This window comes from uncultured Sphaerochaeta sp., from assembly GCF_963676625.2.
Classification (GTDB): domain Bacteria; phylum Spirochaetota; class Spirochaetia; order Sphaerochaetales; family Sphaerochaetaceae; genus Sphaerochaeta.
Window position 1 is genome coordinate 1 of sequence record NZ_CAXXYB010000002.1, and the last position, 26244, is coordinate 26244.

23 protein-coding genes, 1 tRNA gene and 1 pseudogene are annotated in these 26244 nt (G+C 46.7%); 17 read left to right on the forward strand and 8 right to left on the reverse strand.

Going from position 1 to position 26244, the window contains the following annotated elements; translation table 11 throughout:
• The 7 genes and pseudogenes from ACHZBG_RS01675 to ACHZBG_RS01705 all read left to right on the forward strand — a co-directional run.
• Positions 1–291, forward strand: a pseudogene (locus ACHZBG_RS01675) (amidophosphoribosyltransferase); the annotation flags it as partial.
• Positions 288–1322: a phosphoribosylformylglycinamidine cyclo-ligase gene (gene purM / locus ACHZBG_RS01680; RefSeq protein ID WP_320127705.1), complete on the forward strand. Its 1035-nt coding sequence runs from the start codon at positions 288–290 to the stop codon at positions 1320–1322. The pseudogene ACHZBG_RS01675 and the gene purM, both read left to right, overlap by 4 nt.
• Complete coding sequence (purN, locus tag ACHZBG_RS01685; RefSeq protein ID WP_320127706.1) at positions 1316–2614, forward strand: phosphoribosylglycinamide formyltransferase; 1299 nt, start codon at positions 1316–1318, stop codon at positions 2612–2614. Before purM ends, purN begins: the two co-directional genes overlap by 7 nt.
• Before the next feature lie 3 nt (positions 2615–2617).
• Entirely contained in the window at positions 2618–3796 is a 1179-nt protein-coding gene (locus tag ACHZBG_RS01690; protein ID WP_320127707.1) for a phosphoribosylaminoimidazolecarboxamide formyltransferase, read from the forward strand.
• Positions 3797–3799: 3 nt separating this feature from the next.
• A complete protein-coding gene (gene purD / locus ACHZBG_RS01695) occupies positions 3800–5062 on the forward strand; it encodes a phosphoribosylamine--glycine ligase (protein WP_320127708.1) in 1263 nt (420 codons plus the stop codon).
• A 9-nt stretch (positions 5063–5071) separates the two neighbouring features.
• On the forward strand, positions 5072–8737 hold the full coding sequence (locus tag ACHZBG_RS01700) for a phosphoribosylformylglycinamidine synthase (protein ID WP_320127709.1): 3666 nt from the start codon (positions 5072–5074) through the stop codon (positions 8735–8737).
• Positions 8738–8998: 261 nt separating this feature from the next.
• Positions 8999–9430, forward strand: a complete 432-nt coding sequence (locus tag ACHZBG_RS01705) for an Hsp20/alpha crystallin family protein (RefSeq protein WP_320127710.1) — start codon at positions 8999–9001, stop codon at positions 9428–9430.
• 80 nt (positions 9431–9510) lie between these two features.
• Here ACHZBG_RS01705 and ACHZBG_RS01710 read toward each other — a convergent pair whose 3' ends face one another.
• A complete protein-coding gene (locus tag ACHZBG_RS01710; protein WP_320127711.1) occupies positions 9511–9855 on the reverse strand; it encodes a cupin domain-containing protein in 345 nt (114 codons plus the stop codon).
• 283 nt (positions 9856–10138) lie between these two features.
• On the opposite strand from ACHZBG_RS01710, the gene ACHZBG_RS01715 reads away from it, so the two are divergent.
• From ACHZBG_RS01715 to ACHZBG_RS01725, 3 genes are all read left to right on the forward strand, one after another.
• The gene (locus tag ACHZBG_RS01715) at positions 10139–10987 is read left to right on the forward strand and encodes a sulfide/dihydroorotate dehydrogenase-like FAD/NAD-binding protein (protein ID WP_320127712.1); all 849 of its coding nucleotides are present in this window, start codon (positions 10139–10141) and stop codon (positions 10985–10987) included.
• A gap of 3 nt (positions 10988–10990) precedes the next feature.
• Entirely contained in the window at positions 10991–12478 is a 1488-nt protein-coding gene (gene gltA, locus ACHZBG_RS01720) for an NADPH-dependent glutamate synthase (protein ID WP_320127713.1), read from the forward strand.
• 84 nt (positions 12479–12562) lie between these two features.
• Entirely contained in the window at positions 12563–13060 is a 498-nt protein-coding gene (locus ACHZBG_RS01725; RefSeq protein WP_320127714.1) for a PTS sugar transporter subunit IIA, read from the forward strand.
• Here ACHZBG_RS01725 and ACHZBG_RS01730 read toward each other — a convergent pair.
• The 3 genes from ACHZBG_RS01730 to ACHZBG_RS01740 are packed head-to-tail and all read right to left on the reverse strand — an operon-like array spanning position 13054 to position 15070.
• Complete coding sequence (locus ACHZBG_RS01730) at positions 13054–13608, reverse strand: 5-formyltetrahydrofolate cyclo-ligase (protein ID WP_320127715.1); 555 nt, start codon at positions 13606–13608, stop codon at positions 13054–13056. The genes ACHZBG_RS01725 and ACHZBG_RS01730 overlap by 7 nt on opposite strands.
• Positions 13609–13616: 8 nt before the next feature.
• Positions 13617–14324, reverse strand: a complete 708-nt coding sequence (locus tag ACHZBG_RS01735; RefSeq protein ID WP_320127716.1) for an energy-coupling factor transporter transmembrane component T — start codon at positions 14322–14324, stop codon at positions 13617–13619.
• Positions 14309–15070: an ABC transporter ATP-binding protein gene (locus tag ACHZBG_RS01740; protein WP_320127913.1), complete on the reverse strand. Its 762-nt coding sequence runs from the start codon at positions 15068–15070 to the stop codon at positions 14309–14311. The genes ACHZBG_RS01735 and ACHZBG_RS01740 overlap by 16 nt, the downstream gene beginning before the upstream one ends.
• A 247-nt stretch (positions 15071–15317) precedes the next feature.
• Here ACHZBG_RS01740 and ACHZBG_RS01745 point away from each other — a divergent pair, with 247 nt between their 5' ends.
• The 3 genes from ACHZBG_RS01745 to ACHZBG_RS01755 all read left to right on the forward strand — a co-directional run bounded on the left by ACHZBG_RS01745 (position 15318) and on the right by ACHZBG_RS01755 (position 17961).
• The gene (locus ACHZBG_RS01745; protein ID WP_394699301.1) at positions 15318–16400 is read left to right on the forward strand and encodes a hypothetical protein; all 1083 of its coding nucleotides are present in this window, start codon (positions 15318–15320) and stop codon (positions 16398–16400) included.
• 10 nt (positions 16401–16410) lie between these two features.
• Entirely contained in the window at positions 16411–17490 is a 1080-nt protein-coding gene (locus ACHZBG_RS01750) for a hypothetical protein (protein ID WP_320127718.1), read from the forward strand.
• A gap of 398 nt (positions 17491–17888) precedes the next feature.
• Positions 17889–17961 (forward strand) — tRNA-Phe (locus ACHZBG_RS01755).
• A gap of 199 nt (positions 17962–18160) precedes the next feature.
• Here ACHZBG_RS01755 and ACHZBG_RS01760 read toward each other — a convergent pair.
• Entirely contained in the window at positions 18161–18313 is a 153-nt protein-coding gene (locus ACHZBG_RS01760; protein ID WP_320127719.1) for a hypothetical protein, read from the reverse strand.
• Between ACHZBG_RS01760 and ACHZBG_RS01765 the strand changes: the two genes are divergently transcribed.
• Complete coding sequence (locus ACHZBG_RS01765) at positions 18296–19672, forward strand: ISL3 family transposase (protein WP_320127720.1); 1377 nt, start codon at positions 18296–18298, stop codon at positions 19670–19672. The genes ACHZBG_RS01760 and ACHZBG_RS01765 overlap by 18 nt on opposite strands.
• Before the next feature lie 57 nt (positions 19673–19729).
• On the opposite strand, the gene ACHZBG_RS01770 is transcribed toward ACHZBG_RS01765, so the two are convergent.
• The 3 genes from ACHZBG_RS01770 to ACHZBG_RS01780 form a co-directional block, all read right to left on the reverse strand.
• The gene (locus ACHZBG_RS01770; protein ID WP_320127721.1) at positions 19730–20275 is read right to left on the reverse strand and encodes a CDP-alcohol phosphatidyltransferase family protein; all 546 of its coding nucleotides are present in this window, start codon (positions 20273–20275) and stop codon (positions 19730–19732) included.
• A 133-nt stretch (positions 20276–20408) separates the two neighbouring features.
• The gene (locus ACHZBG_RS01775) at positions 20409–20810 is read right to left on the reverse strand and encodes a hypothetical protein (RefSeq protein WP_320127722.1); all 402 of its coding nucleotides are present in this window, start codon (positions 20808–20810) and stop codon (positions 20409–20411) included.
• Between the two features lie 261 nt (positions 20811–21071).
• Positions 21072–21629: a hypothetical protein gene (locus ACHZBG_RS01780; RefSeq protein WP_320127723.1), complete on the reverse strand. Its 558-nt coding sequence runs from the start codon at positions 21627–21629 to the stop codon at positions 21072–21074.
• A gap of 93 nt (positions 21630–21722) precedes the next feature.
• Between ACHZBG_RS01780 and ACHZBG_RS01785 the strand changes: the two genes are divergently transcribed.
• From ACHZBG_RS01785 to ACHZBG_RS01795, 3 genes are all read left to right on the forward strand, one after another.
• Complete coding sequence (locus tag ACHZBG_RS01785) at positions 21723–22679, forward strand: DNA-processing protein DprA (RefSeq protein ID WP_320127724.1); 957 nt, start codon at positions 21723–21725, stop codon at positions 22677–22679.
• 52 nt (positions 22680–22731) lie between these two features.
• Positions 22732–24528: an alanine--tRNA ligase gene (locus tag ACHZBG_RS01790; RefSeq protein WP_320127725.1), complete on the forward strand. Its 1797-nt coding sequence runs from the start codon at positions 22732–22734 to the stop codon at positions 24526–24528.
• Positions 24529–24720: 192 nt separating this feature from the next.
• A complete protein-coding gene (locus ACHZBG_RS01795) occupies positions 24721–25887 on the forward strand; it encodes an MFS transporter (RefSeq protein WP_320127726.1) in 1167 nt (388 codons plus the stop codon).
• Positions 25888–26244: the final 357 nt, after the last annotated feature.

Here is a 26244-nt window from a genome sequence, read left to right on the forward strand (position 1 = left end):
ATTCATTTCAGGTCCTCGGCTCCAAAGTTCCTCTATCCCTGTTACTTCGGCACCGATATCGATTCTTCCGAGGACTTGTTTGCCTACAAGTATACGGATGATCAGATGAAAAAGTTGCTTGATGTCGATTCTTTGGGATTCCTCAGCAGCGAGAATGTTACCAAATTGGCGGATCATCCCTGTACGGGGTTCTGCACTGCCTGTTTTACCGGAAATTACCCTTGTCCTGAGCCCTTGTGCAAAGGAAAAAACAAATACTCGGTGAAATTACCAAGGAGCGAAGAGGAATGAACAACGAAAGCCAAAGTGAAAGCTATCGTCTTAGCGGAGTGGATATTACTGCCGGTTACAAAGCCGTTGAGTTGATGAAAAGCCATGTTGCGCGAACCCTCATTCCTGGTGTTCGTTCAGATATTGGTGGATTCGGGGGCCTTTTTGAACTTGATGTTACCGAGACTCCCCATCCCTTGTTGGTAAGCGGTACCGATGGAGTCGGAACCAAGTTGAAGCTTGCTTTTCTTCTTGATAAGCATGATACGGTCGGTATCGACTGTGTCGCGATGTGCGTCAACGATGTCATTTGCTGCGGGGCAAAACCCGTGGTGTTCCTTGATTACATTGCCTTGGGAAAGACTGTCCCCACCAAGGTGGAGGCAATTGTAAAGGGTGTAGCCGAAGGATGTGTCCAGGCTGGTTGTGCCCTTATCGGTGGTGAGACTGCCGAGATGCCCGGCTTTTATAGCGCCGATGAGTATGACTTGGCCGGGTTTACGGTCGGGGTTGTGGATAAGTCCAAGGTCTTTGACAAGGAAACGATAGAGGAAGGGGATATTTTGGTTGCCCTTCCTTCCACTGGCGTTCATTCCAATGGCTTTTCCCTTGTGCGAAAGGTTTTCAACCTGGAAACGGGACCGGCAATCCTGGATGTCTTTTTTCCTTCCTTGGAAAAGACCTTGGGTGAAGCTTTGCTCGAACCGACCGCTATCTATGTGAAACCGGTTCTTTCCCTGGCCAAGAAGGTTACTATCAAGGCAGCTGCCCATATTACTGGTGGTGGTTTCTATGAGAACATCCCTCGTTGTCTCCCAGTAGGAAAGCGGGCGATTATCAAGATATCTGATGTCCGTATCCTTCCTCTTTTCGATTTGATTCAGAAAACAGGGAAAATCCCGATGAGGGATATGTTCAATACGTTCAATATGGGCGTGGGAATGTGTCTGGTCCTGGGAAAGGAAGAAGCGAAGATTGCCCTTGAACAGATACCTGGTTCGTATTTACTGGGATCCATCGAAAACGGGGAGTGTGGGGTTGAGCTATGCTAGCTCGCCTTGCAGTTCTTTGTAGCGGGGGCGGAACGAATCTTCAGGCCCTGCTCGATGCCCAGCACAACGGAATTCTCAAAAGCGGAACTGTTTCCCTGGTGGTCTCGAACCGCAAGGATGCCTTTGCCCTTGAACGTGCGAGGTTGTTGGATATTCCCACGTTGGTACTGGAACGGAAAAAGGGAGGAGAGGTTCACTTCGAACAGGCCCTTGAAAAAGCCTTGCAGGATTATTCCATCGATTTGATCATCCTTGCAGGTTTTTTATGCATCCTTTCTCCCTCGTTTGTGAAAAAGTATCCTGACAGGATCATCAATATCCATCCTTCCCTTATACCAAGTTTTTGTGGGAAAGGGTATTATGGACTTGCCGTGCATCGTGCCGCCCTTGCTTACGGAGTAAAGGTTACCGGTGCTACGGTTCATTATGTAAATGAAATACCTGATGGTGGCGCAATCCTTGCGCAGAAAGCCGTTGAGGTATTGCCTTCCGATACCCCTGAAAGTCTGCAACAGCGGGTTATGGAACAAGCTGAATGGGTGTTGCTTCCCCAATGCGCCGAGGCCTTGAGTGCCTCGATAGCCAAGAAAGGAGAATTCATGGGACCTGAACAATTGTTGGCAGGAAATGCCTATCCCGGAAGGGGAATCATCGTCGGAATGTCAGAGGATAATCAGGCTGTAGTGGCATATTTTATCATGGGGCGTAGTCAAAACAGCCGGAATCGAGTATTTGTCGAGGTGGGGAATGAACTGAAAACTGAGCCTTTCGAAGCCTCCCTGGTCGAGGATCCTTCCCTGATCATCTACAACCCTGTTCGAAGGTTTGGCTCGTCCCTGATTGTCACCAATGGGGACCAGAGTGATACCGTGTATGATTTTATTTCTGCTGGCAAGTCCTTTGAAGAGGCCTTGCAGATTCGTTGCCAGGAACCTGATGCCCCGAATTTTACCCCACGTATCAGTTCAATCCTGCATTTGGAAAACCCTTTTTGCTATACGCTCTCCATCCTCAAGAAAAAAGGGGAAGACTGCGAGCGCTTGTTCTATCCCTTTGAAAATCCCGAGGCGGGAACGGGTCATATGATTCATACCTATCAGGAGAATGGTTCCCCGCTTCCTTCTTTTTGTGGTCCTCCCCGGGAGATTTCGATTACAGGATCCCTTGATGACTTCAGCAAAAAGCTCTGGACCAGTTTGGATAAGGATAACAGGATCTCCTTGTTTGTATGCTATACGAACCTGGAAGACGGAACGAGCGAACAGAGAATCATCAATAAAAACAAGAGGTAGGGCATGGATAGTTTGGAATTGAAATACGGGTGCAACCCCAATCAGAAACCTGCAAGGATCTTCATGGCACAAGGATCTCTTCCCTTGAAGGTGCTCAACGGAAAGCCTGGCTACATTAATCTGCTCGATGCACTCAATGGCTGGCAAATGGTCAGCCAGATGGAAAAGGCCGTAGGACTTCCTTCGGCAGCTTCCTTCAAGCATGTAAGTCCTGCGGGAGCTGCCGTGGGCCTTCCCCTCAACGAACAGGAAAGGCAGATGTATTTCGTGGGTGAACATAGTGAGCTTTCCCCTCTTGCCTGTGCCTATACCCGGGCCCGGGGAGCGGACAGGATGTCTTCCTTCGGGGATTTTGTAAGTCTCAGTGAGGTTTGTGACTTGAGTACCGCCAAATGCATCAACCGGGAAGTCTCCGATGGAGTCATTGCCCCTGGTTATACAGAGGAAGCCCTGGCTTTGTTGAAACAGAAAAGAAATGGTTCCTATACGGTGCTTTCCATTGACCCAAATTATATTCCCTCTCCCATAGAACAAAGAAGCGTATTTGGCATTACTTTCGAGCAGGGAAGAAATGATATAGTGCTGAACCAGAAAATCCTGCAACCTATCGTAACCGCCAATACCAATTTGCCGAATTCTGCAAAGATTGATCTACTTATTGCCCTGATTGCCCTTAAATATACCCAGTCGAATTCAGTTTGCTATGTGAAAAACGGGCAGACCATCGGGGTAGGTGCCGGACAGCAGTCACGAATTCACTGTACCCGGTTAGCAGGAAGCAAGGCCGACCTTTGGCATCTCAGGCAGAGTGAACAAGTCCTTGGCCTGCCGTTCCTTCCTTCCTTGAGCCGAAATGCAAAGGATAATGCGATTGAACAGTATCTTGCCGATGATCCCGAGACTTCCTTATATGAGGGAGAACAGTGGAAACAGTACTTCTCTCAATGTCCCCAGGTGTTTACCCCCGAGCAAAAGAAAGCTTGTTTGCAGACCATCAAGGGAGTATCCTTGGCAAGCGATGCCTTTTTCCCGTTCAGGGATAATATAGACAGAGCCAAACGCAGCGGAGTGGAATACATCGTGCAGCCAGGTGGCTCGGTAAGGGACGATGTCGTCATCGAAGCCTGCAATGAGTACGGAATGGTCATGGTTTCCAATGGCATCCGTCTCTTCCACCATTAAACCATGGATATACTGGTAATAGGCGGGGGCGGTCGTGAACATGCCCTTGTTGCGGCCTTCAGGAAAAACAAGGATGTCCATACCATATATGCCCTTCCCGGCAACGGGGGAATCTCAGATATTGCCACCTGTGTTCCCATAGGGACGAAGGAACTGGACAAGATTGTGCTTTTTGCCAAAGAGAAGCAGGTTGATTTTGTCGTGGTGGCCCCTGATGATCCCTTGGTGCTCGGCCTGGTCGATTTACTCGAGGAACAAAAAATTCCTTGTTTCGGACCAAATAAACGGGCAGCTATCATTGAGGGCAGTAAGGTGTTTTCCAAGAACCTGATGAAAAAGTATCATATTCCTTCTGCTTCCTACCAGGTTTTTACCGAGGTTGAGGCAGCCTTGGAATATGCAAATTCTTGTCCTCTTCCCTCTGTGGTGAAAGCTGATGGCCTTGCCCTTGGCAAGGGTGTGGTCATTGCCACCAATAGGGAGGAGCTTTGCCAGGCCATTGAATCCATGATGGTGGAAAAGAAATTTGGCAGTAGCGGGAATTCTGTGGTCATCGAAGAATTCTTGATAGGTCCGGAGGTCTCTGTACTGGCCTTTACCGATGGAAAGACCCTGGTTCCCATGGTCTCTTCCATGGATCATAAGAGGGCCTATGACCTGGACAGGGGACCGAATACAGGGGGAATGGGAACCATAGCCCCCAATCCCTATTTTACAGTGGCAATACAAGAACGTTGCATGCAAGAGATTTTCATTCCGACCATGGAAGCGATGAGATCAGAGGGGCGTCCTTTCAAGGGATGTTTGTATTTTGGTTTGATGCTCACGCCTGTTGGTCCGAAGGTCATAGAATATAACTGTCGTTTCGGAGATCCTGAGGCCCAGGTGGTGTTGCCCTTGCTGGAAAGTGATCTGCTTTCAATCTGTATGGCTGTCGCAAATGAATCCCTTGATTCCAAACAAGTGAAGTTTTCCACCGATGCTGCCTGTTGCGTCGTGCTTGCCAGCGGAGGCTATCCTGTTTCGTATCAGACAGGAAAGGAAATTTCCTTGAATCCCCTTAAAGACGGTGTATCATTATACCATGCCGGAACAAAAAAGGATGGGTCAAGACTTTTGACCTCAGGGGGAAGGGTATTGAATGTAGTAGCTACCGCACCGACCTTGCGACAAGCTGTAGACAAGGCCTATAGGGGTGTGGACTCGGTAACGTTTGAGGCTATGCATTTTCGTAGGGATATTGGACAAAGCGCCCTCCAGGCGTAAGGGAGAATCATGGTCTACCGTCTATATGTTGAGAAAAAAGAGAATTTCAGGATTCAGGAAACTGTCCTGGCTGAGGATATCAGAACCTTTTTGGGTATTTCGGGATTGCAGGCTCTTCGCCTTATAAATCGTTATGATGTACAGGGAATTGACCAAGCGTTGTTGCAGACTTGCAAGCAAACAGTGTTTTCCGAGGTTCAAGTCGATTCTGTAAGTGAAGTCCTTCCCGTATCCGATGATTCTTTGGTCTTTGGCGTTGAATATCTGCCTGGTCAATTCGATCAGCGTTCCGATTCCTGCTCCCAATGCATCCAGCTTATTTCCGGTGGGGAACGTCCACTGGTGCGCAGTGCCCGCCTTTTTGTATTGGAGGGAGTTATCACCGAGTCCGAGCTGCAACGCATCAAGGATTATCTCATCAATCCGGTCGAAAGCCGGGAGGTATCCCTTGAGAAAGTTTCTGAGCTCAAGCCAGTGGTCATGCAGATAGAACCTGTCGCGACCTTTGATGGCTTCATAAATCTGGGGGATGACCAGCTTGTCACGTTGGTTGATTCCCAGGGGCTTGCCATGGATTTTGAGGATTTGAAGTTGGTGCGTGGTTATTTTCAATCCTTGCATAGGGATCCTACGGTCACGGAACTGAAGGTAATCGATACCTATTGGTCGGATCATTGCCGGCATACGACGTTCCTTACATCCCTGGACTCGATAGCAATCGAGGATGAACGGATACAAAAGGCTTACCAGGAATATCTTGTCCTTCGCAAGGATCTCGGGATCAAGAAGCCAATAACTCTCATGGATCTCGCGACCATTGGCGTAAAGACCTTGAAGAAGGCAGGAAAGTTGGCCCAACTGGATGAGTCCGAGGAAATAAACGCTTGTTCGGTCAAGATAACAGTTGATCACGATGGTATCAAGGAGCCTTGGTTGCTCCTGTTCAAGAATGAGACTCATAACCATCCAACCGAAATTGAACCCTTCGGTGGTTCGGCTACCTGTATAGGTGGAGCCATCCGAGATCCTCTTTCCGGGCGGGCGTATGTGTACCAGGCGATGCGACTCAGTGGTTCAGGAAACCCCCTTGCCCCAGTTAAGGATACTTTGAAAGGAAAGCTTGCCCAGCGCAAGATTGCCATTACTTCAGCGAATGGGAATAGTTCCTACGGAAACCAAATTGGGTTGGCCACTGGCCTTGTCGATGAAATCTATCATCCCGGGTATGTCGCGAAGCATATGGAATTGGGTGCTGTCGTCGGCGCAGTACCTTCAAACCAAGTCAGAAGGGAAGAGCCTGCAGCTGGGGATAAGATTGTCCTGGTCGGTGGAAAGACCGGTATGGATGGTTGTGGCGGAGCTACGGGTTCTTCCAAGAGTCACGACCTGAGTTCCCTTGTTTCCTGTTCTGCAGAGGTCCAGAAAGGCAATGCCCCGGAGGAAAGAAAACTGCAGCGGCTGATGCGCCTCCCCCAAGCTTCCCGTTTGATAAAACGTTGCAACGATTTCGGTGCAGGTGGAGTGTGTGTCGCAGTAGGGGAGCTGGCCGATGGCCTGGAAATCTATTTGGATGCAATTCCTTGCAAGTATGAGGGTATGGATGGAACCTCCCTTGCCATAAGTGAATCCCAGGAACGAATGGCTGTCGTACTTGAAGCAAAGGATGTTGAAGCTTTCATTTCCCTGGCTGCTTCGGAAAACCTGGAAGCTACGGTAATCTCCACGGTTACGGAACGGAAGAAACTGGTAATGTTCTATCAAGGTAAGTATATCGTCGACATTGACAGATCCTTTCTTGATAGCCATGGAGCAGAAAAACATGCTTCCGTCTGGATACGGAATCCGAAGAAAAAGAAACAAGTAAGTCCGATCGACAAGAATGAACAGCTCAAGGTTTTGATGGCTGATCTCAATATCTGTTCCAAGCAGGGATTGTCTGAGCGATTCGACTCCACCATCGGGGCTGGTTCGGTCCTGATGCCTTTTGGCGGCAAATATCAAAAGACTCCGGTTCAGGTAATGGCTGCCAAGATTCCTGTACTTGAGGGGACTACCCAGACCTGTTCGGTGATGAGTTGGGGGTATGACCCCTATCGAATGGAAGAGGATCCTTTTGCCGGAGCGTTTGAATCGGTCATCCATTCGGTTGCCAAACTGGCTGCCAGTGGAGCAGATCTTAGCCAGGTATATCTTTCCTTCCAGGAATATTTCGGGAAAGTGGGAAATGATCCTTTGCGTTGGGGGCTTCCCTTTGCGTCTTTATTGGGAGCTCTCAAGGCACAGCTTTTGCTTGGCAAGGGTGCCATTGGGGGAAAGGATTCAATGAGTGGCTCCTTTGAAGATCTCGATGTTCCTCCTACCTTGGTCTCTTTTGCCGTCAGCTGCAGCAAGGCAGAGGCAATCATCAGTCCCGAGTTCAAGAAAACAGAAAACAGGATTGTATTGCTTGCTCCCAACGATGAAGACGATATTCCTCGTCTCTTCAAGACAGTATCCACCCTTATCAAGGAAGGAAAGGTCCTTGCTTGCTATGCAGTGGGAGCGGGTGGCATTGCAGAGGCTTTGGTGAAAATGAGCTTTGGCAATAAGATTGGTTTCGTTGTAGAGAGCTACAAGGACTTGTTTACCAAATCGTACGGTTCTTTTGTCTTGGAATTGGCCCAGCCTGAGGATATAGGGATTTCCATTGGCCACACTTGTAAGTCCTATACTGTCACTGGCAATGGTTTTGACCTTGATTTGCAATTGCTTGAGAATCTGTATGACAATACCTTGGAGAGTGTATATCCTCGCAAGGGAATCCAGGAATCGAAAGAAGATATTCCTACGCTTTCAAAGGTTTCAGCCACTTCTCAGAGGTCCTTCTTCCATACGCCCAGGCCTCGGGTTCTCATTCCTGTGTTCCCTGGGACAAACTGTGAATTTGATTTGAAGCGGGCCTTGGAGCGGCAAGGAGCCGAGTGCGAGATATTCGTCATAAACAACCTTGATGCCCAGAAGGTAAACGAGAGTGTCAGGCTCTTCCATAAGTCCTTGGAAAATAGTCAGATATTATTCATCCCTGGAGGTTTCTCCGGTGGTGATGAGCCTGATGGCTCAGGAAAGTTCATTGCTTCCTTTTTGCGGAATCCTTTGATTAGTGAGGAGATAACCCGGTTGCTTGCAGTCAGGGATGGTCTGGTCGGTGGCATTTGCAACGGTTTTCAGGCCTTGGTAAAATTGGGATTATTACCCTATGGTTCCATACGGACACTCGATGCCTCGTCTCCCACACTTACGTTCAACACCATTTCCCGGCTCCAGTCGATGCTGGTTCGCACCAGGGTTGCCTCGACTCTGTCTCCTTGGTTATCTGCCTACCAGGTCGGCGATATTGCCTTGCTGCCTATTTCCCATGGGGAAGGTCGATTCGTCTGTAGCAAGGAGATGCTTGGGACTTTGGCAGAAAAGGGACAGATTGCAACGCAATATGTAGATATGAGTGGAAGGGCAACGATGGACATGCCTTATAATCCGAATGGATCTGCGTATGCCGTAGAAGGCCTTTGTTCACCTGATGGTAGGGTGTTCGGAAGAATGGCCCACAGTGAGAGGCAGGGGGAGAATCTTTATAAGAATACTCCCTATGTCGCTGAATATGGCATATTTAGGGGCGCTATAGACTACTTCTTGTAATGGATTGTCCTGATTTGGCCCAGTAAACCAACGTATTTTCCCTCATTGTGTCATTGTGACACAGTGAGGGTTTCTTTTTGGTCACCAGAAAGATGATTTCTCTTTTAGTTATAGTAGTCAGAGAATTAAAAAATAAATAACTATATATTATATAAGTGTTTGAATATTTTGTTAAAAAAGTTGGCACGTAGTTTGCATATATATTTGCGTAGCCAGAAAGGCAAACAGAATAAAACCTAAAGAACCTATGGAGGTCTTACAATGAAATATTACGTAACATACAATCATCAGAATCCCGCTTCAAACTTTGAATCCCTGTTTAACGATATTTGGTCCGATTGGGGTGTCAGTTCCTCAAAGATTCCTCCTGTGGATATTTATGAGACAGACGCGGCCTATGTCCTTGAAGCTGAACTCGCCGGTTACAAGAAGGATGAGGTTCAGGTAAATGTCGATAAGCATGTATTGAGACTCAGTTCCACCAAGAAGAGCGAGAAGACCGCAGACGGCAAGAAGGCCTTGGTACGTGAGCGATACTATAAGGAATTCGAGCGTGCCTTCAGTCTTCCTGAGGATGTGGAGGAAGAGAAAATCGAAGGTGAATTCACTGATGGTGTATTGTCAGTGACACTGCCCAAGAAAGAACTTGCACTTCCCAAGAAAATCGAAGTAAAGATTCGTGAAAATCAGTAAAAAACTATTACCCTGATTTGGGTATTGAGCATATAAACCTCCCTTGGGCCTGCAGTGATTCTGCAGGCCTTTTGCTATAATCAGTCAAGGATGATCAGAGCAACAAAGGTCAGAGGTTCTTCTTTTTCATTTCGGATTGCATGGCTGGCTCCACCGCCGGTGACGACAAGGTCGCCCTTGGATACGACAGTCTCTCCCTCGGCTTCTGTTACTATTCCCTCTCCACCGGTAATCCAGTAGTATTCGGTTTCGTTTACATGGTCATGTTTTCCGATGGAACATCCCTTTTCCAATTTCATTTGTGAGAACAACCTGCAATGGGCCATGGTTCCATTGTCCATGAACGAAGTTGCAAGGACGGAACCAGTTCCTCCACGCAATTTTTCAGTGCTGGCTGTTTTCATCTCATTTTTTTTCTTTATCATCGTATCCTCCTGAGGGTAGTTTGCCTTCTCTATTTTAGTTTGGCAAGCCCCATTCTATTTCCTTGTAGTAACTTTAATGTGTGCTATAAAGATAAAAAACACACTAGTAGGAATAATAACTCTATAAAATGGTAAAATAAGTTGATTATATCTGATAACTAGAGCTATAGATTTGTTGAGATATTGTCTTTATGGATGGAAAGAAAGGTTTTCACTCTTCAAATTATCTTGTATGATATGGAGCAGACTTGCAAGACAATTCGGTGAACATCGAGGAGCGTATATGAACAAGATTCTAGAAAAAAAGAGACTTTCCGCAGAGGTTTTCAGAATGGTTATTCAGGCCCCTGAAATAGCAGAAGCGAGAAGCCCCGGTCAATTTATCATACTTCAAATGGGTGGGGACTTCAATGAAAGGATTCCCTTGACCATCGCGGATGCAAATGCCCAGGAAGGTACCATTACCCTGATATTCCAGGCTGTTGGCGAGAGTACCCATAAACTTGCCCTTTTGGAAGTAGGGGATGAAATAGAAAATCTGCTCGGGCCCTTGGGTAAACCGACTGACATCAAGAAGTATGGCAAGGTTGTCTGTGTGGGAGGTGGAATAGGGGTAGCCCCATTGCATCCCATCGTGCAGGGAATGAAGGAAGCTGGAAACGAGGTCAAGGTAATCATGGGGGCGAGGAACAAGGATCTTTTGATCATGGAAGATGAGATGCGAGCCTTGGCCGATGAACTGATTATTGTAACTGATGATGGTTCCTATGGAAGAAAAGCCCTGGTGACTGTTCCCTTGAAAGAACTTTGCGAGACTTGGAAACCCGATTGCGTCGTTATCATCGGGCCTCCCATCATGATGAAATTCGCGGCTTTGACAACCAAGCCTTTTGGTATCCATACCATTGTATCACTTAATACAATCATGATTGACGGAACGGGAATGTGCGGTGGTTGCCGAGTAAACATCGGAGGAAAGACCAAGTTTGTCTGTGTCGATGGTCCTGAGTTTGATGGCCATTTGGTCGACTGGGACAATATGCTCTTGCGCTTGGGAACCTACAAACCCAAGGAAAAGGAAGCTCACCATCGCTGTCACATTGGATTGCATCTTGCTGAAGGAGAGGCCTAAACCATGCATGTTTCGATTGAAGCCCTGGATGCCCAGGCAAAAGAAGTATTGAGTAAATTTGAAAATGTAGCACTTACCCCAAAGGATCGGGGACAGATTCCTATGCAGGAAATGCCAACCCAGGATCCTCAGGTACGTATTACCAATATGCAAGAAGTCGCCCTGGGGTATACTGACAACCAGGTCAGGGCAGAGGCCTTGCGTTGCTTGCAATGCAAGAACAAGCCCTGTATCCAGGGGTGCCCTGTTGCCATTGATATCCCGTCCTTCATCGCCGAAGCGGCCAAGGGTGAGTATGGCAAGGCAGTAGAGGTAATCAAGCAAAGCAGCTTGTTGCCTTCAATCTGTGGACGGGTATGTCCGCAGGAAAGCCAATGCCAGAAATACTGTACGGTCGGAAAAATCCATAAGGATGTAGAACAGTCAGTATCGATTGGCCGTATTGAGCGTTTTGTTGCTGACTTTGCCAGGGAAAATGAAACAGAGACTATTCCTTCCGTGGCCCCCGATACCAACAAGAAGGTAGCCATAGTCGGATCAGGCCCTGCCGGGATTTCTGCCGCGGCGGATTTGCGTCGAGCCGGTCATACTGTCGTGATGTTCGAGGCTTTGCATAAAGCTGGCGGTGTTCTTGTCTATGGTATTCCTGAATTCAGGCTTCCCAAGAAAATCGTTCAGCATGAACTGGATAACCTGAAGCAGATGGGTGTGGAGATCAGGCGGAATTATTTAGTTGGAAAGACCCGGAAGATTTCCGATCTGATGGAAAAAGATGGTTTTGATGCAGTATTCGTGGGTTCCGGGGCGGGACTTCCGAAGTTTATGGGAATTCCTGGTGAAAATTACATTGGGGTTTTCTCTGCCAATGAGTATCTTACCAGAAGTAACCTGATGAAAGCCTATGATGTAGGAGAATCTCTCACTCCACTTTTTGATTCACAAAAAGTTGCAGTCTTCGGTGGCGGAAACGTTGCCATGGATGCTGCCCGTACGGCAAAGAGACTCGGAGCTGGTGAGGTTTCGATTGTCTATCGCCGAACGGAGGTTGAAATGCCTGCCAGAAAGGAAGAGGTCGGACATGCCAAGGAAGAAGGAATTGACTTCATGTTTCTCCATGCTCCCTTGGAGATTGTAGCGGATGACCAGGGTAGGGTAAACGGGGTCAAGATGATTACCTGTGAGCTGGGAGAACCTGATGCTTCGGGTCGTCGTTCACCTGTCGAGATTCCAGGAAGTGAAAAAATGTATGATTTTGACACGGTCATCGTTGCAATCGGTAATACCAGCAATCCTCTCATCAAGGCAACTACCGATGGCATAGAAGTTAACAAACGCGGGAACTTCATTGTCAATGAGGAAACCTGTGAAACTACCTTGCCTGGCGTATATGCAGGTGGTGATATCGTGCTCGGAGCCGCTACGGTCATCCTAGCTATGGGGCAGGGACGAAAAGCTGCGAAAGCGATGAACGAATATCTTTCTACAAAATAACAAATTATATATCGATGGCACCGGTTTCTGAACAACCGGTGTCATCTCTTGAAACACCTTCGATCATTGTGTATAGTTACAAGTGTGAATATTCGTGATGATTGCCAATCGGTGATTTGTCACCTCCATGAAACTGAAAAGAAAAAAGCTATCTTGGAAGTGATAGATTCCTGTTCTATATTTCATAGTTTATCTGATGTTGAACGCTTCAAGAGAGGTGTGCTTCGTCGTGAGCGTATAGAAACTACCGGAATAGGCCATGGGGTAGCAATTGCCCATGGAAAGATCATTGGTCTGAAATCTGTAAAGATTGCTTTGGGGTTGAGCCCCGAAGGAATTGATTTTGAGGCAAAGGATGGTCTTCCCGTTCATCTCTTGTTTGTCATCGCATCCAGTCCTTCCATCCAGATTGAATACTTGAGAGCCCTCAGTGCAATCTTGCAAAGTGTCAGGACTGAACAAGTCAGGGAACATTTGCTCTCCTTGAATGATTTCGAGTGTGATGAACGATGTGTCAATTTCTTCAAGATGATGGCTTCCCAGCATTTTATCTGGCTCTGCAAGAATCAGAAAAATCAGTAAAAGACTCCTGCTGACAAAACCTTGTTGACGTTTTTATCAAAACGCTCAATGGGAATGCTGTCAAACAATTGGTATTTTCTACAAAGACCAATGGTCATTACCGTGGGGAACCTATTCAGGAACCGGTCATAATACCCCATTCCCCTTCCCAATCTTTCTTTCTGTTTTGAATAGGCCATTGCAGGTACCAGGATAAGTGAATGCTCATCCGGCTCAATGGTTTTTCCGCATTTTGGTTCTGCAATTCTTTGTGAGGATACTTCCAGTTTTTGTTCCCAATCTTTTTCGACAAGGCAGAATTCCATAAGTCCTTCTCCCAGGCATTTGGGGAGGGCCAATTGTTTTTCTTTGGCTACGATATACAAAAATCTTTTGATGTCCACTTCACTGGATAGGGGAACGAAGGCAAAGACCAGATGGGCGTTGAGATACTCTTCACTGGCAAGCAGTGCCTCTATGCTGGCATTGTCCTCTGGGGAGAAATCCTTGTTCTTGCACTCTGCGGCTTCTTTTTTCAGTATGTCGCGTAACTCTTTTTTTGTTACCATATATCCTATTATACCATATATCCGACAATTACAAGTAAAGCAGTGAAGAGCAGTAACTTCAGGTCCTGCTTTCCATACCCCAGGGTTTGTCTTTTCCTTTCAGGGTCAAAGGCCCTTGCCTCGAGGGCTGAAGAGAGATCTTCCGCCCGGTCAAGCAAAAGTGAGAAGATGCTTTCAGCTAGGCTTGAAAGAGTTCGTATCGGATTTACTCTCCTTTCCTGCCTTGCCTTGCGTGCCGTTGTTGCCTGTTCGGCCACGTCAAAGATTATGGGAACGAGCGAGAGAGTAAGTTCAATGCTGCTTGCAATGACCCACCCTGATACAAACGGAATTTTGTCCAGAAGAGAGCCTAGGGAACGTGCCAGTTCATCAGGAGCGGTGGAGTCGGCGAGTAACATCCCCGAAAGGATGATGGCAAGGAAGCGAAGGCTTGATGCCAGGGCCTGGGCGATATTTTGGGACGAGGCATAGGAGGTGACTATGATAAGAAGACTCATGAAGATAAAGAACCTTAACTCCTTTCCATAGGAAAGAAGAGGCAGATGTTGGATAAAGGCCACGATGAACAGGGGGAGGAGCAAGACCAAGACAGACAGGAGAGAGGCTTTTGCGAGGGGGAAGCAGATTGCTATGATACAGATGAACTTGGTTACGGGATTGCAGCCATTGAGAAAGTTCTTTTTATCACGGAAGTGAAAGATCAGGGCTTCAGCCATGTCAGTTCCTCTATTTTCACCCCGGAGGGAACATATACCCCATGTGCAGTCATCATCGGAAGCAGATCCTTGGCTTTTCCGTCGGCAACAACTTTCCCTTGTTCCAGGAGAATGGTCTGGTCGGTGTAGGCAAGTATTTTTTCCGCTTCATGGCTCACCAAGATAATCGTGTGCCCAGTTTCGTGGAGTTTAAGCAAGGTTCGAATGACTTGAAGGACGGAAGGATAGTCCAGATTGGCAAAAGGTTCGTCCAGGACCAATACCTGCGGTTCCATGACCAAAACCCCGGCGATGGAGAGGCGTCTTTTTTCCCCTCCGCTGAGAGTTCTCGGTCTTTGCTTGAACTTTGTTTTCAGGTCCAGAAGAGTCGAAACGTCTTCAAGTCGTTTTTGTTGTTCCTCAAGGGGCAGTTGCAAATTTTCCAGACCGAATAAAATATCGCGCTCAACGGTTTGTCCAACGATTTGGCTATCGGCATCCTGAAAGATAAGTCCGATTGCTTGCAATCGTTTCCTTGAACTCTTGGTAAGGTCCTCGCCGTTGATCACTATGGTTCCACTAGTCGGCTTGAGCAAGCCTTTGATACATTTGAGCAATAGGCTCTTGCCTGATCCATTTGGGCCAGTAAGAAGCACGAAGGCTCCTTTTTCCACGGAAAAGGAAACATTATCGAGAATTGGTTTGTTCTTTTCAAATCCAAAGCAAAGATTATGTATTTGTAATAGGGGATCATTTTTTTTGGTCATGTTCAATTTGACTGTAGCAGATGTATTCCCTTTGGACAAGATAAGCAAAAGGAGGGAGGAAGGAGCCCCCCCTCGAAAATTCTATGCACGATATAGAGGAGATTATCTTGAGATAGTGGTAAAGAATCTTAGATAAAAAGAGATTTATTAATTTTTTGATAGATTGAATATTGCATAGGTAAGGATATCTGATAAAATAGTCAAAAACTAAAATGAGGTGTGGGAAGTGAGCAGGAACTTTTTTGGTTTGAAAAAGTTGTTTACCTTTCTGGTCGTGTTATTTTTGTCAGTCCCGAATATTTGGGCTTTTACGTTTCAGTGGGCTCCGATTGATCCCTTGTTCAGAGAAGCTTTGGCTGATCCTTACGCCTGCTCGACCAGTTTTCGTTCGCTTGGGGTTCTTGATGAGGCCAGTGTTCCAGACAGTGTGCTGGTATCAAATAGTGAGACAAACCAGTATGAGCAAATTGTCTATGATGATTCTTCCCAACGTAATTACTGGCAAATGAAGAGCGCCGTGAATTTTGGGTTGTTGAGATTTTCCATTGGGCCAGTCCAGGCGGAAGGGTATATTCAGGGAGGCTTGAATACTGTTTTCCAGAAAGCAGGTTCGGTCGACTCCTTGGGGTTCGATGGGATGTATGGGGCTGGAGCCACGGTCAGATTATTCAATATTATTGCGATTCAGGCGGGTTTTCATCATTTTTCCGGTCATTGGGGAGATGAAATCCTTGCTGACCTGATGGAAGAGAATCCTGGATTGGATCTCTATAGTTCTTCCTCGATTTACCATCTTGAGGAGTACACGCGGGGCAATTCTTGGCTTGCAGGAGTTTCGCTGGAACCCGTGACTTGGGGAAGGATGTATTTCTTTGCTGAATTGCCCATGGAACGGGCTTGGATAAGGCCAGGAATCCATGTTCCCTCCAGTACCCTTAAACCAGGGTCAGATGATACCAGCCAATTTGAATATATCACTGGGCAAGAAGGCTTGACTGGCCTGACAGCTTACGATAGTTCCTACAAGGCCTGGCGCTTGCAGGCAGGTTTGGAATTCCGATATCCAGTTCTGGATATCGGCTCCTTGTTCCTTGCCGGGGATTTTCAAGCTCATCAGGATGGGCAGACGCTTCATCAGGTTGGTGGTTATAGTCCTGATAATCCTTGGGAATTTGAGATTACGGTAGGAGGAGGGTTTGAATTCAATCAGACTGTCCTGGGAAGGAAGATGCGTTTGGAATGCTATTACCATGATGGACGATTTCCCCTTTTGAACTACTTCTTCCAGCGAAGCAAGTATGTAATCATGGGCATCGCGATCAGTGGCTAGGGGGTTTGTCATGAAACGTATTCTTATTTTATTCTTGTTTTTAGGTGCTTTGTTGGTACCGTGTTTTGCATCCTATCAAATGTTTGGGGATTCCCTTGTTTTTTCTTGGTTACCTGATGATGCCTTATATCCTGAATCGATTGTCAATCCATTCTCTTCGACATCAACTCTGAACATCCTGCAGGTAGCTGAAGGCCAGCCACGGTCCATGAAATATACGGATACCGGAAGCGGTGAGTATGATGATGTCTCAATCTATCCTGATGGAAAATATGCCAATGAAAAGCTTTATCTTCAATTGAAAACTGGTTTGAATATTGGTCTTTTCCGTTTGTCCTATAAGAACGTATTCGAGACTGAATTGGGCTTCCAGGGTGCCTTGAATTCTGTATTCCAGGGATTCGGGGGAGCCGATAACCTGGGCTTTGATGGCGTTTTCTTCTTTGGCATAAACATGCGTCTATTCCAGAAAGTAGCTTTTCGAGTAGGTTATCAGCATTATAGCGGGCATTACGGAGATGAAACGCTCTTGAAGATTGATTCTTCGCAGACTGGGGACCCTGTTGAATATACCAGGGATAATGATTTGCTTTTTGGTGTTTCTGTACAACCTGTAACCAGTGTCAGGTTGTATATGGATGCCAGTCTCCCTTTGACCAAGAGCTGGATGCATCCGGCAATCCATATCCCTTCCTGGGTAATCAAGCCTTCTTCAGGGGCATCCTTATCGGAAGTTGAGTCTTGGAACGAACAAGTTGCACAAGCTGATTTTGCAGATTCCTACAAGGCTTGGATAATCAATACCGGAGTGGAAATGCATTATCCCTTGCATAATCTTGGTTCCTTGTTTTTGGCTGCCGAGGTTACTGCAAACCAAGATGGACAGACCCTTCATGAAGTCGGAGGATATGATCCTGATAATCCCTGGGAGTTTGAATATACAGTTGGTACCGGCATCGAATTCGACCAAAATGTTGGTTTTTCTCATGCCCGGATCATATGTACCTATCATGATGGAAGGTTCCCCTTGTTGAATTTCTTCTATCAGAGAACAAAATACCTTGGCATTGGTTTTTCCGTAAGTCCCTGAGAAAAAATCGGCATGGTCAAAGGAAAAAAAGAGATCATGACTGGAAGTTAGCTAAAGAGATTAGTAATTGGGATGATAGTTTCTTAGGTAGCATTGTGGTAGGCCAATCAGGGGGTAGCAACTTTTTATATTTTCACAAATCATTCAATGCATTTGTAATCATTTTTCTCTATCCTGACTATACCAATCATTGCTTTTTTCGTAGTGAAAAAGCAATGATCCAGTAGCAAATGATAGAAGATCCTTGGAACAATGGACACTGTTAAACACCTTTTAAATAAGAATTTAGCTATTTACTTTCATTTGATAATTCTCAAAACAACACAGGGCAATAAACTTTTTTCAATCAAGTGGTTTACACGATGCTGTTAATTTGCTATTCTCACTAACGAATTAATGCCGCTTTAGCTCAGTTGGTAGAGCAAAGGACTGAAAATCCTTGTGTCCTCAGTTCAATTCTGAGAGGCGGCATGAAAGAATCCTGTTACAGCAATGTAGCAGGTTTTTTTTGGTTCATGGGAAAAATCTGTGGGAATTGAGAAAAGAATAGAAAGCAACTAACCATTGAGAAATAGAAAGAGGGCAATCCTTCTGTTAGTATTGAAGTAACAACAAATCAAGCTAACAAGGAAGGACGCCCGTGGACCAGTATACCAATTCCATCCTGCATTTACCAGATTTCCTGGTGACAGGCCCTGCAACTATCAAGGGAAAAGAGACCGAGTCCGGTCTTGTCATCGTTGAAACCATCCACGGGAGAATGACAAGTCCCCTGCCCGCGTGCTGCCCGCATTGCCAGGCAAAGATGCACGTCAACCAGCATCTGGACATCCTGCTGCACCACCTGAGCCTGGGAAACAGGAAGATCATCCTGGAGGTGGGCTACGAGCAATACCTGTGCACGGGATGCCACAGGACCTGCTGCCAACCGATTCCCTTCAAGCAACCCGGGCACTTCGCCACCACTTGCTTCCAGAGCATGGTGGAAGGATTCCTCAGCCATGCGGACATGACAGTCAAGGGGCTTGCCACCGCACTCCATACCAATCGCAAGCTGGTCAGGGAGATCGACAAGTCCATGCTGCAAGGCAAGTACGGGCAGATGCTGCCCACCCATTACAGCGCCCATCTGTGCGTCGACGAATTCTCCCTGCACAAGGGGCACCGGTATGCCACCGTGGTGCTTGACTGGCAGACAGGGGAGATATTGTTCTTGGAGGAAGGCAACGGAGAGAGGCAGCTGCTGCATTTCTTCGGCAAGGTCGGCCATGCATGGATGGCGAGGGTGCGATCGATATCAATGGACATGAACGCCCAGTATTGCAAGGCCGTGAAAAGCCTGTATCCCCATATCCATATAGTCTATGATGCATTCCACATCGTCAAGAACTTCAACGAACGGATATTGACGGAACTGAGGAGGCTCGAGCAGAACCGCTTGCGCGAGGGAATCGCCCAGTGCAAGGCCCGTTGCGCCAGGCTGAGGAAGGCCTGCAACGGTGCCCCGCCGGAAAGGAAGCAGGCCTTGCTGGCGGAAATCGCCGAACTGAGACTGTCCATCCAGGAGGCAGGGAGGAAATATGCCTCGCTCAAGGGTAGCCGGTATGTGATAACCAGCAGCAGGAAGGCCCTGATGAAGAAGGACGGGATAGCCCGGGAACACAACAGGGAACTGGCGGACAAGTATGAGGGAAAGGGGCTTCCCATGCCGGAGGGCGAGCACAAGTGGTCGATACGCAACGAGAGGAGGCTCGAGGAGATACTGGGGGAGGACCAGGACCTGAACCTGGCATTCTTCTTGGGCGACCAGCTGAAAGCCGGGCTCGAAAGCACCGACGGGCAATCCATGAGGGACGGCCTCGAGCAATGGTTGCGGCTCTCGGGAAGCTATGTCGCGCAGATACCGATGCTCGGGGCATTCAACAAAATGATTCGATCCAGAATGGATGGCATCGTCTCGCGTGTCCGCTTCCCTGTCTCCAACGGTCCGTTGGAGGGAACCAATAACATGATCAAGACAGTGCGGAGGCAGGCCTATGGCTATAGGGATACCGAATATTTCTTCCTCAAGCTTTGGGACAGGAGCAGGCGAAATCCCAAGCACAGGTCACTCGACCAGGTCATTGAGAAACGAAAGATGCTGAATGCGAAGGAACAGAAATCCCACAAGAAAATCTCATGAACCTTTTTTTTGCCTTCAGGTGAAGTCTGTGGGAGCGTGGAACCAAGAATTTCTCATTCAGATTCGATGCAGTATGCTTTTTCGGTTTACATCATACGTAGCAGAAAATAGAAGAATGCAGGTTTCCTCCAGTGATGAGCCTAGAGCCAACACTAGGAGGATAATAACAGTAAACGGTGGTACTGGATTGAAAATGAATTGAATTGGTAAAAATAGGAATAGGGCAATTCCGGTCATCTTGTTCCCGATAGTATGGATTACATTCCATTGCCTGAATTTTAAGACTGTTATCATCATATTCAGGACCCGAATTCCTATGATGAGCAGGATAAACACCACCAGGCTTGCATTTTGGTTCAGCCATTCTTGTGAAAAGATGAGGTAAAGCACGACGAAGGAAAAGACAATATCGGCAATACTGTCCAGCCTTGCGCCAAGCGCTGTCGCACAATTCAGCTTACGGGCAAGGAATCCGTCGGCCCAATCTGTCAATCCACATGCTACATAAAGAAGCAGGAATCCTGCTTCCGTTCTTTCTACGAATAGCAACGATAATGATAAGACTATTCGGCAATAGGACAAGGCGTTTGGCAACCACTTCAAAGTATTTCCGTCCCTCCCAGAAAAGATAAGCTTTATAGTCTGTTCAGGATACGGTAAACCTGGCGTTCTGAATACCACATAGGACAATTTCCAATCTTCTTGCAGATCGTTTATAATCTGATGGGTATGAATTTCATTGTTGGACTTCTTGATCTTTTGTATCAATTGGCAACTTTTTTGATTGCTTCAGTTCTCTGGTTATCGGGATGATGATGAATACAAAGAGAATGTAGAAGGCAATCATATTGAGAGGCAGTTCTATATCGAAAAGGGATACTCGAAAAACATTGATAAATGGCATGACAATATAGAGCACATTTGCCAGCACGGAATACGGTAATTTCTTTTGCAGAATATACCAGGCAACGACCGAAGCGCCAATGATCATGCAGATGAAGCCCGATAAAAAAACACTAGGATTCTCTGCTTCCATTATCCCCTTATAAAGATAATTTGCTGTAACGGCAACGCATATGGCAGCATTTGCAACCAAGAAGAACAGCCAGGAACCAAATGTACTTTTTTTCTGAATCATATATATCCTCTTTAAATTGAAACCGTAAGAACGAAACTGAATATGTTCCTATACCGTGTAAATTTCTGAGATATATTGGAAAGGGGAAATAAACTTGTCGAAGCAAAATCCCTTTTGCTGTTTTATTTTCTTCTCTTTCTCAGATTATGTCAATAAAAAATGCCTATAAGACAGTTTATAACGCTTATAAGCATACAAATATTCATAAGAATAGTGTAATCCATTTTTATTGTTTTACGACAAGGGAAATGCTCTTTTTTCTTAAAGGATTCCCAATTCTTTTTTCAAGGTTTCGTTATAACTAGCTGCTGCCTTGGCCGCATTCTCTGCAGAAAAAGTCGCGTTACTGTTAATCACCAACTTGATGGAGACTCCACCTATGGTGATTCCCCCGAGTATCAAACCCAAGGAAGAGTAGATGATTGCATTGTTGTCGAGATTCAGTGCCCCGTAACCGAGTAATAACAGAGTTCCGGTCAAAATCATACCAAAACTTGTCTTTCTGAGTGTATTGGCAGTTTGTTTGGACTGGTGGTATTGCAATGAGGTTTCCTCCATTCCGGCGATGGTAAAGAATTCTTCCTTGGTAAGAGGATTTTCGCCTTGGTAAGGAGTCCAGAGGTATTGTGTCCGTACAGTGTTCTGTGGAAATTCAAAAGACGGCGAGACAGAATAGAACCGATTATTGTCGTTTGTATTGATCCATAAGGCAGAGTGTACATATTCATTGGAAAGTTGGACTTCTTTTGCGAAGGCCGCAGAAGATATCACCATAAGGAAAAAAAGAATGGGAATAATAATCTTGTATGAGGGTTTCATGCTTCCATCATACTCTTCTGCACTTTTTTTTCCTAGTCTTTCCTTCGTTGCCAGAGCAGGGCATCTGGTGATACAGTGCAAGCCGGAGGATATATGGACAAAAAAAGGCATCAAGCTTTGAATTTTCAGTCAATGGTCGTAGCCAGCAAGAATTCAGAGACGAAGGCCATGGAGGCCTTTGCCAAATTATTGCCTCTCCTTGATACCTTTGAACCACTTGTCTTGCATATCAGTGAGTATTCTCACCTACTTGGAGTTGCTGAACCGGATCTCAGCGCTATCTATTATACCCTCCGACCAGCTTTTGAATCGATGGATGAACAAGTCCAGGTCCTGACCTGGGAAGATCCCCTATGGCCGAAACAAACCAAGGGGTTTGCCTATTGTCCCAGATTTCTCTACGTACTTGGCGATTTGTCACTTTTAGCGAAACCCTCGCTATCTATCATCGGAACCAGAAGCCCCTCCTTGGAAGGACTTTCCTCAGCTGCCTTGACAGCCCAGGCAATCGGTAGCAAGGGGTATGGTATAACAAGTGGTCTGGCAAGGGGCATAGATGGGGTTGCCCATAAGACAGCCTTGGCTTCGGGCTATCCCACGCTGGCTGTCATAGGAACTCCCATAGGTAGTTGCTATCCTCCAGAACATAAGGAACTGCAACAGGAAATTGCAAGAAAAGGAGCAGTGGTCAGCCGCTTTGCCCCTTCAGAAAATACCCAGAAATGGTTCTTCCTGCTTCGCAACAGACTTATGAGCGCTCTCTCCCTGGCTTCTGTCGTCATTGAGGACAGAGACGGTGGAGGAGCAGTCAGGCAGGCTTCCTTTGCCTTGGAGCAAAAGAAATACCTGTTCCTGTATCAAGGTTCGCTTGATAACCAGGCAATTCTCTGGCCCAGGGAATTTGCAGGGAAACCAAGAGTCTTCATAGTCAAGAAAGCCCCTGATATTCCCCGTCTTTTGGCCAAGGCCCTGGAAATGAAAGCCAGTGTCGGAAAAACCTCCTGCGAAAAGGAAGAAAAGCCCTTGCAACTTGACCTCTTCTCCCTCTAGGAACCTCTTTTGCCTTGACATGAAAACCTTGGGAAGACTACTATCTTACATTATGAAAAACCAATTAACTGCGAATGAGTTGAGGCAGAAATACATCGATTTCTTCGTTTCAAAACAGCACACGCAAATCAGTGGGGCTTCCCTGATTCCTGAAAATGATCCGACCGTTCTTTTTACGACTGCCGGTATGCATCCCCTTGTACCATACATCCTTGGCGCAGAACATCCTTCGGGAAAGCGTTTGACCGATTACCAGAAATGCATACGGACCGGTGACATTGAGTCAGTCGGGGATCCTCACCATCTCACGTTTTTTGAGATGCTGGGAAATTGGTCGTTGGGCGATTACTTCAAGAAAGAAGCGATTGGTTTCAGTTTTGAATTTTTGACAAGTGTGCTTGGCATCGATGCCGATAAACTGTCTGTTACTGTTTTTGCCGGTGATGAGCTGGTTCCCCGTGATGAGGAAGCTGCTTCCACCTGGGAAAAATATGGTATTCCCCGGGAACGGATATATTTTCTCCCCCGCGAAGACAACTGGTGGGGCCCTGCCGGGGAAACCGGTCCTTGTGGTCCTGACAGTGAGATGTTCATAGACACCGGACGGCCCGCTTGTGGTCCTGATTGTCGCCCTGGATGTTCCTGCGGAAAGTATTTTGAAATCTGGAATGATGTTTTCATGGGATATCGCAAAACCGCTGAAGGCACCTATGTGGAGATGAATCGCAAATGCGTCGATACCGGAATGGGTATCGAGCGAACCATCGCAATCCTCCAGGGAAAGAAATCTGTCTATGAGACGGAAATCTTTACTCCTATCATCGCAGGGATTGAAAGGCTCTGTGGCAAGATATATGGACAGGATGAAGAGGTGGACATCTCCATCAGAATCCTGGCTGACCATACCCGCACCAGTGTCTTTATCCTGGGTGACCCCAAGGGAATGGCTCCCTCCAATGTAGGTCAGGGCTATATTCTCCGCAGACTTATCCGCCGCGCAGTCCGTCATGCCAACAAGCTTGGTATCGACCATGCCTTCATGGGTGAACTGGCCCAGATCGTCCTGGATTTGTATGGCAAGCCGTATCCGGAGCTTATCGAGCATAAGACCTTTATCCTGGATGAGTTGGCTGCCGAAGAAAACAAGTTCTCCGAAACCCTGACAAAGGGCGAAAGGGAATTCGAAAAAATGCTTCCGAATCTTCTCAAGGGAACTTCTCGGCAAATCAGCGGACGGACAGCCTTCAAGCTATACGATACCTATGGATATCCCATTGAGTTGACTCGTGAGCTTGCCCATGAACATGGCTTCACTGTTGATGAACAAGGTTTCCTTGATGCCTTCTCAAAACATCAGGAAGTCAGCAGGAGTGGGGCGGAACAGCAGTTCAAGGGTGGCTTGGCCGATCATAGTGAACAGACAACTGCCCTCCATACAGCCACGCACATGCTCCACAAGGCCCTGAGAACAGTTTTGGGTGACCATGTAGGACAGAAGGGTTCCAATATCACTGTTGAACGACTCCGCTTCGATTTTACCCATCCTGTCCCGATGACCAAAGAGGAAATCCAGGAGGTCGAGGATATTGTAAATGAGCAAATTGATAGGAATCTTGAGGTGAAATGCGAGACCATGACCCTAGATGAAGCCCGGGAGCAGGGTGCCATTGCCTTCTTTGAAAGCAAGTATGGTGAACAGGTCAAGGTCTATTCCATCGGCGATTTCTCAAAGGAAGTCTGTGGTGGTCCTCATGTTGAGAATACCTCGAGTATGGGCCATTTCAAGATTCTCAAGGAACAGTCCTCCTCGGCTGGCATCAGGAGAATCAAGGCAATACTTGAAAAATAGAGACTTTTTTGCATTGATCAAAAGCACCTATTGTCCTCTCTCGGGACCTTAGGTGCTTTTTTATGGTGACTACTAGGCATATCTGGTTCTCTTTGGTATGCTCATCTCATGAATACTCCGGTCTAGATACAAAATGATGACAACACAAGACTTGCCTTCCGTGCAAGTCCATCATTCGTATGGAGTTTTCCCATGAACAATACATCCAGACGCGCTTTGGTTCTGATGAACCTCAGTGCTTTTTGCTCGGGTATGGTTTTCTATGCCCCTGTTGCTACACTCTATCGGCAAACAAGAGGGCTTGATCTTGCCCAGATTGCCCTTATCGAAGCCATTAGTCTTGCCCTGACACTTGCCTTGGAATTGCCCTGGGGGCATCTTGCAGACAGGATAGGGTACCGTTTGACGTTAGTCATATCGTTCTTTTTTCTTTTTATTTCGAAAATTGTCTTTTTCTCTGCTTTCTCTTTCTCATTGTTTGTCGTTGAGCGCGTATTGCTGGCCATCGCAAACAGTGCGGCAAGTGGCGTAGACACTGCATATCTTGCCAGCTTTGATTCCAGGCAAAAGACCTTCGGGGTTTATCAGGGATTCCAATTTGCCGGACTGGTTGTCGTAGCCCTTGCTTTTCCTTTTTTCAGCAAGGTCTACCATGACAGTGCTCTTCTGACGATCTTCAGCAATGGCTTGGCTTTTATCTTCATCCTTTTCTTGCCGCGGGAAGTTCCTGATAAGGTACTCCAGAAAAAGAAGAAGCATGTCCCCCTACGGGTAAGTCTGGAACAAGTCTGGAAAGACTGGCCTTTCCTTATCTTTATTGCAAGCGTTTCCTTGCTGTTCTCGGTCAACCAGGTAGTGACGGTCTTTTTGGTCCAGGTCTGTTACAGGAACGCGGGACTAGATGCTTCTTCCTTTGGGTATCCGTTTCTGATCCTGGTTGTCCTTTCGTTTCTAGCGGCGGTTCTCTCGACAAGACTCACTGAATTCTTTGGCAAGATTGGCTCTTTCATTCTCTGTTTTGCACTATCTTTCCTTGGCGTCTTGTTGCTGGCCTGGCAAAAGAATCTCGTTGTAGTCCTGCTAGGTGTGTTTGCTCTTCGCTTCGGTGCGGCGGCGTTGTATCCCTTGGTTATTTCCATAGAAGCCAAGCAAGCCCAAGGAAAGCAAAGTGCAACTATCTTGAGTGTGTATGCCTTGTTTTCAGAGGGAATTGAGTTGCTCCTGACGCTGGTATTGGGGACTTTGGCAAATACGAATCTCTCGTTTTCCTTGTTACTTGCAGGAGGAATTGTCTTGATCGGCTTGTTTGGAATCCTTCAAGGCAGAAAATTTCCTGTTATAGGTCAATGGTTGTCTTGAAAACTATCCGGGCCCTACCGCTGATTTTTATCAGCTCAGGTTCAAGACCTGAGCTGCAATCAAGATTTCTTGAAATCCACCCTTATGATGTCTTGAAAGGATATAATCAATAGGAAAAACATGTTTTGAATGTATTTAAGGATATCAAATCTGTATAAAACGATTTTTTCTGCTATCCTTTCCCCAGGATTTCTTTTTGGGTATGCAAGCTGAAGTATTGGGTGACCTCCAAAGGGAAGGGGTGTATACTTTCTTCAATCAGGTTGTTGGGTCCCAATACTGATTACTCTGAGGTACTTGGAGCGGCAAGGTCTATTCTTGACGGAATAGTGCAGGATGCCTCAAACGGGATGATAC

What these genes read in the sequence shown, in the direction of transcription:
- purM (WP_320127705.1), top strand. Translation starts at nt 288, where the DNA reads ATGAACAACGAAAGCCAAAGTGAAAGCTATCGTCTTAGCGGAGTGGAT.
- purN (WP_320127706.1), top strand. Translation starts at nt 1,316, where the DNA reads ATGCTAGCTCGCCTTGCAGTTCTTTGTAGCGGGGGCGGAACGAATCTT.
- ACHZBG_RS01690 (WP_320127707.1), top strand. Translation starts at nt 2,618, where the DNA reads ATGGATAGTTTGGAATTGAAATACGGGTGCAACCCCAATCAGAAACCT.
- purD (WP_320127708.1), top strand. Translation starts at nt 3,800, where the DNA reads ATGGATATACTGGTAATAGGCGGGGGCGGTCGTGAACATGCCCTTGTT.
- ACHZBG_RS01700 (WP_320127709.1), top strand. Translation starts at nt 5,072, where the DNA reads ATGGTCTACCGTCTATATGTTGAGAAAAAAGAGAATTTCAGGATTCAG.
- ACHZBG_RS01705 (WP_320127710.1), top strand. Translation starts at nt 8,999, where the DNA reads ATGAAATATTACGTAACATACAATCATCAGAATCCCGCTTCAAACTTT.
- ACHZBG_RS01710 (WP_320127711.1), bottom strand. Translation starts at nt 9,855, where the DNA reads ATGATAAAGAAAAAAAATGAGATGAAAACAGCCAGCACTGAAAAATTG.
- ACHZBG_RS01715 (WP_320127712.1), top strand. Translation starts at nt 10,139, where the DNA reads ATGAACAAGATTCTAGAAAAAAAGAGACTTTCCGCAGAGGTTTTCAGA.
- gltA (WP_320127713.1), top strand. Translation starts at nt 10,991, where the DNA reads ATGCATGTTTCGATTGAAGCCCTGGATGCCCAGGCAAAAGAAGTATTG.
- ACHZBG_RS01730 (WP_320127715.1), bottom strand. Translation starts at nt 13,608, where the DNA reads ATGGTAACAAAAAAAGAGTTACGCGACATACTGAAAAAAGAAGCCGCA.
- ACHZBG_RS01735 (WP_320127716.1), bottom strand. Translation starts at nt 14,324, where the DNA reads ATGGCTGAAGCCCTGATCTTTCACTTCCGTGATAAAAAGAACTTTCTC.
- ACHZBG_RS01740 (WP_320127913.1), bottom strand. Translation starts at nt 15,070, where the DNA reads ATGACCAAAAAAAATGATCCCCTATTACAAATACATAATCTTTGCTTT.
- ACHZBG_RS01750 (WP_320127718.1), top strand. Translation starts at nt 16,411, where the DNA reads ATGAAACGTATTCTTATTTTATTCTTGTTTTTAGGTGCTTTGTTGGTA.
- ACHZBG_RS01765 (WP_320127720.1), top strand. Translation starts at nt 18,296, where the DNA reads ATGCACGTCAACCAGCATCTGGACATCCTGCTGCACCACCTGAGCCTG.
- ACHZBG_RS01760 (WP_320127719.1), bottom strand. Translation starts at nt 18,313, where the DNA reads ATGCTGGTTGACGTGCATCTTTGCCTGGCAATGCGGGCAGCACGCGGG.
- ACHZBG_RS01775 (WP_320127722.1), bottom strand. Translation starts at nt 20,810, where the DNA reads ATGATTCAGAAAAAAAGTACATTTGGTTCCTGGCTGTTCTTCTTGGTT.
- ACHZBG_RS01780 (WP_320127723.1), bottom strand. Translation starts at nt 21,629, where the DNA reads ATGAAACCCTCATACAAGATTATTATTCCCATTCTTTTTTTCCTTATG.
- ACHZBG_RS01785 (WP_320127724.1), top strand. Translation starts at nt 21,723, where the DNA reads ATGGACAAAAAAAGGCATCAAGCTTTGAATTTTCAGTCAATGGTCGTA.
- ACHZBG_RS01790 (WP_320127725.1), top strand. Translation starts at nt 22,732, where the DNA reads ATGAAAAACCAATTAACTGCGAATGAGTTGAGGCAGAAATACATCGAT.
- ACHZBG_RS01795 (WP_320127726.1), top strand. Translation starts at nt 24,721, where the DNA reads ATGAACAATACATCCAGACGCGCTTTGGTTCTGATGAACCTCAGTGCT.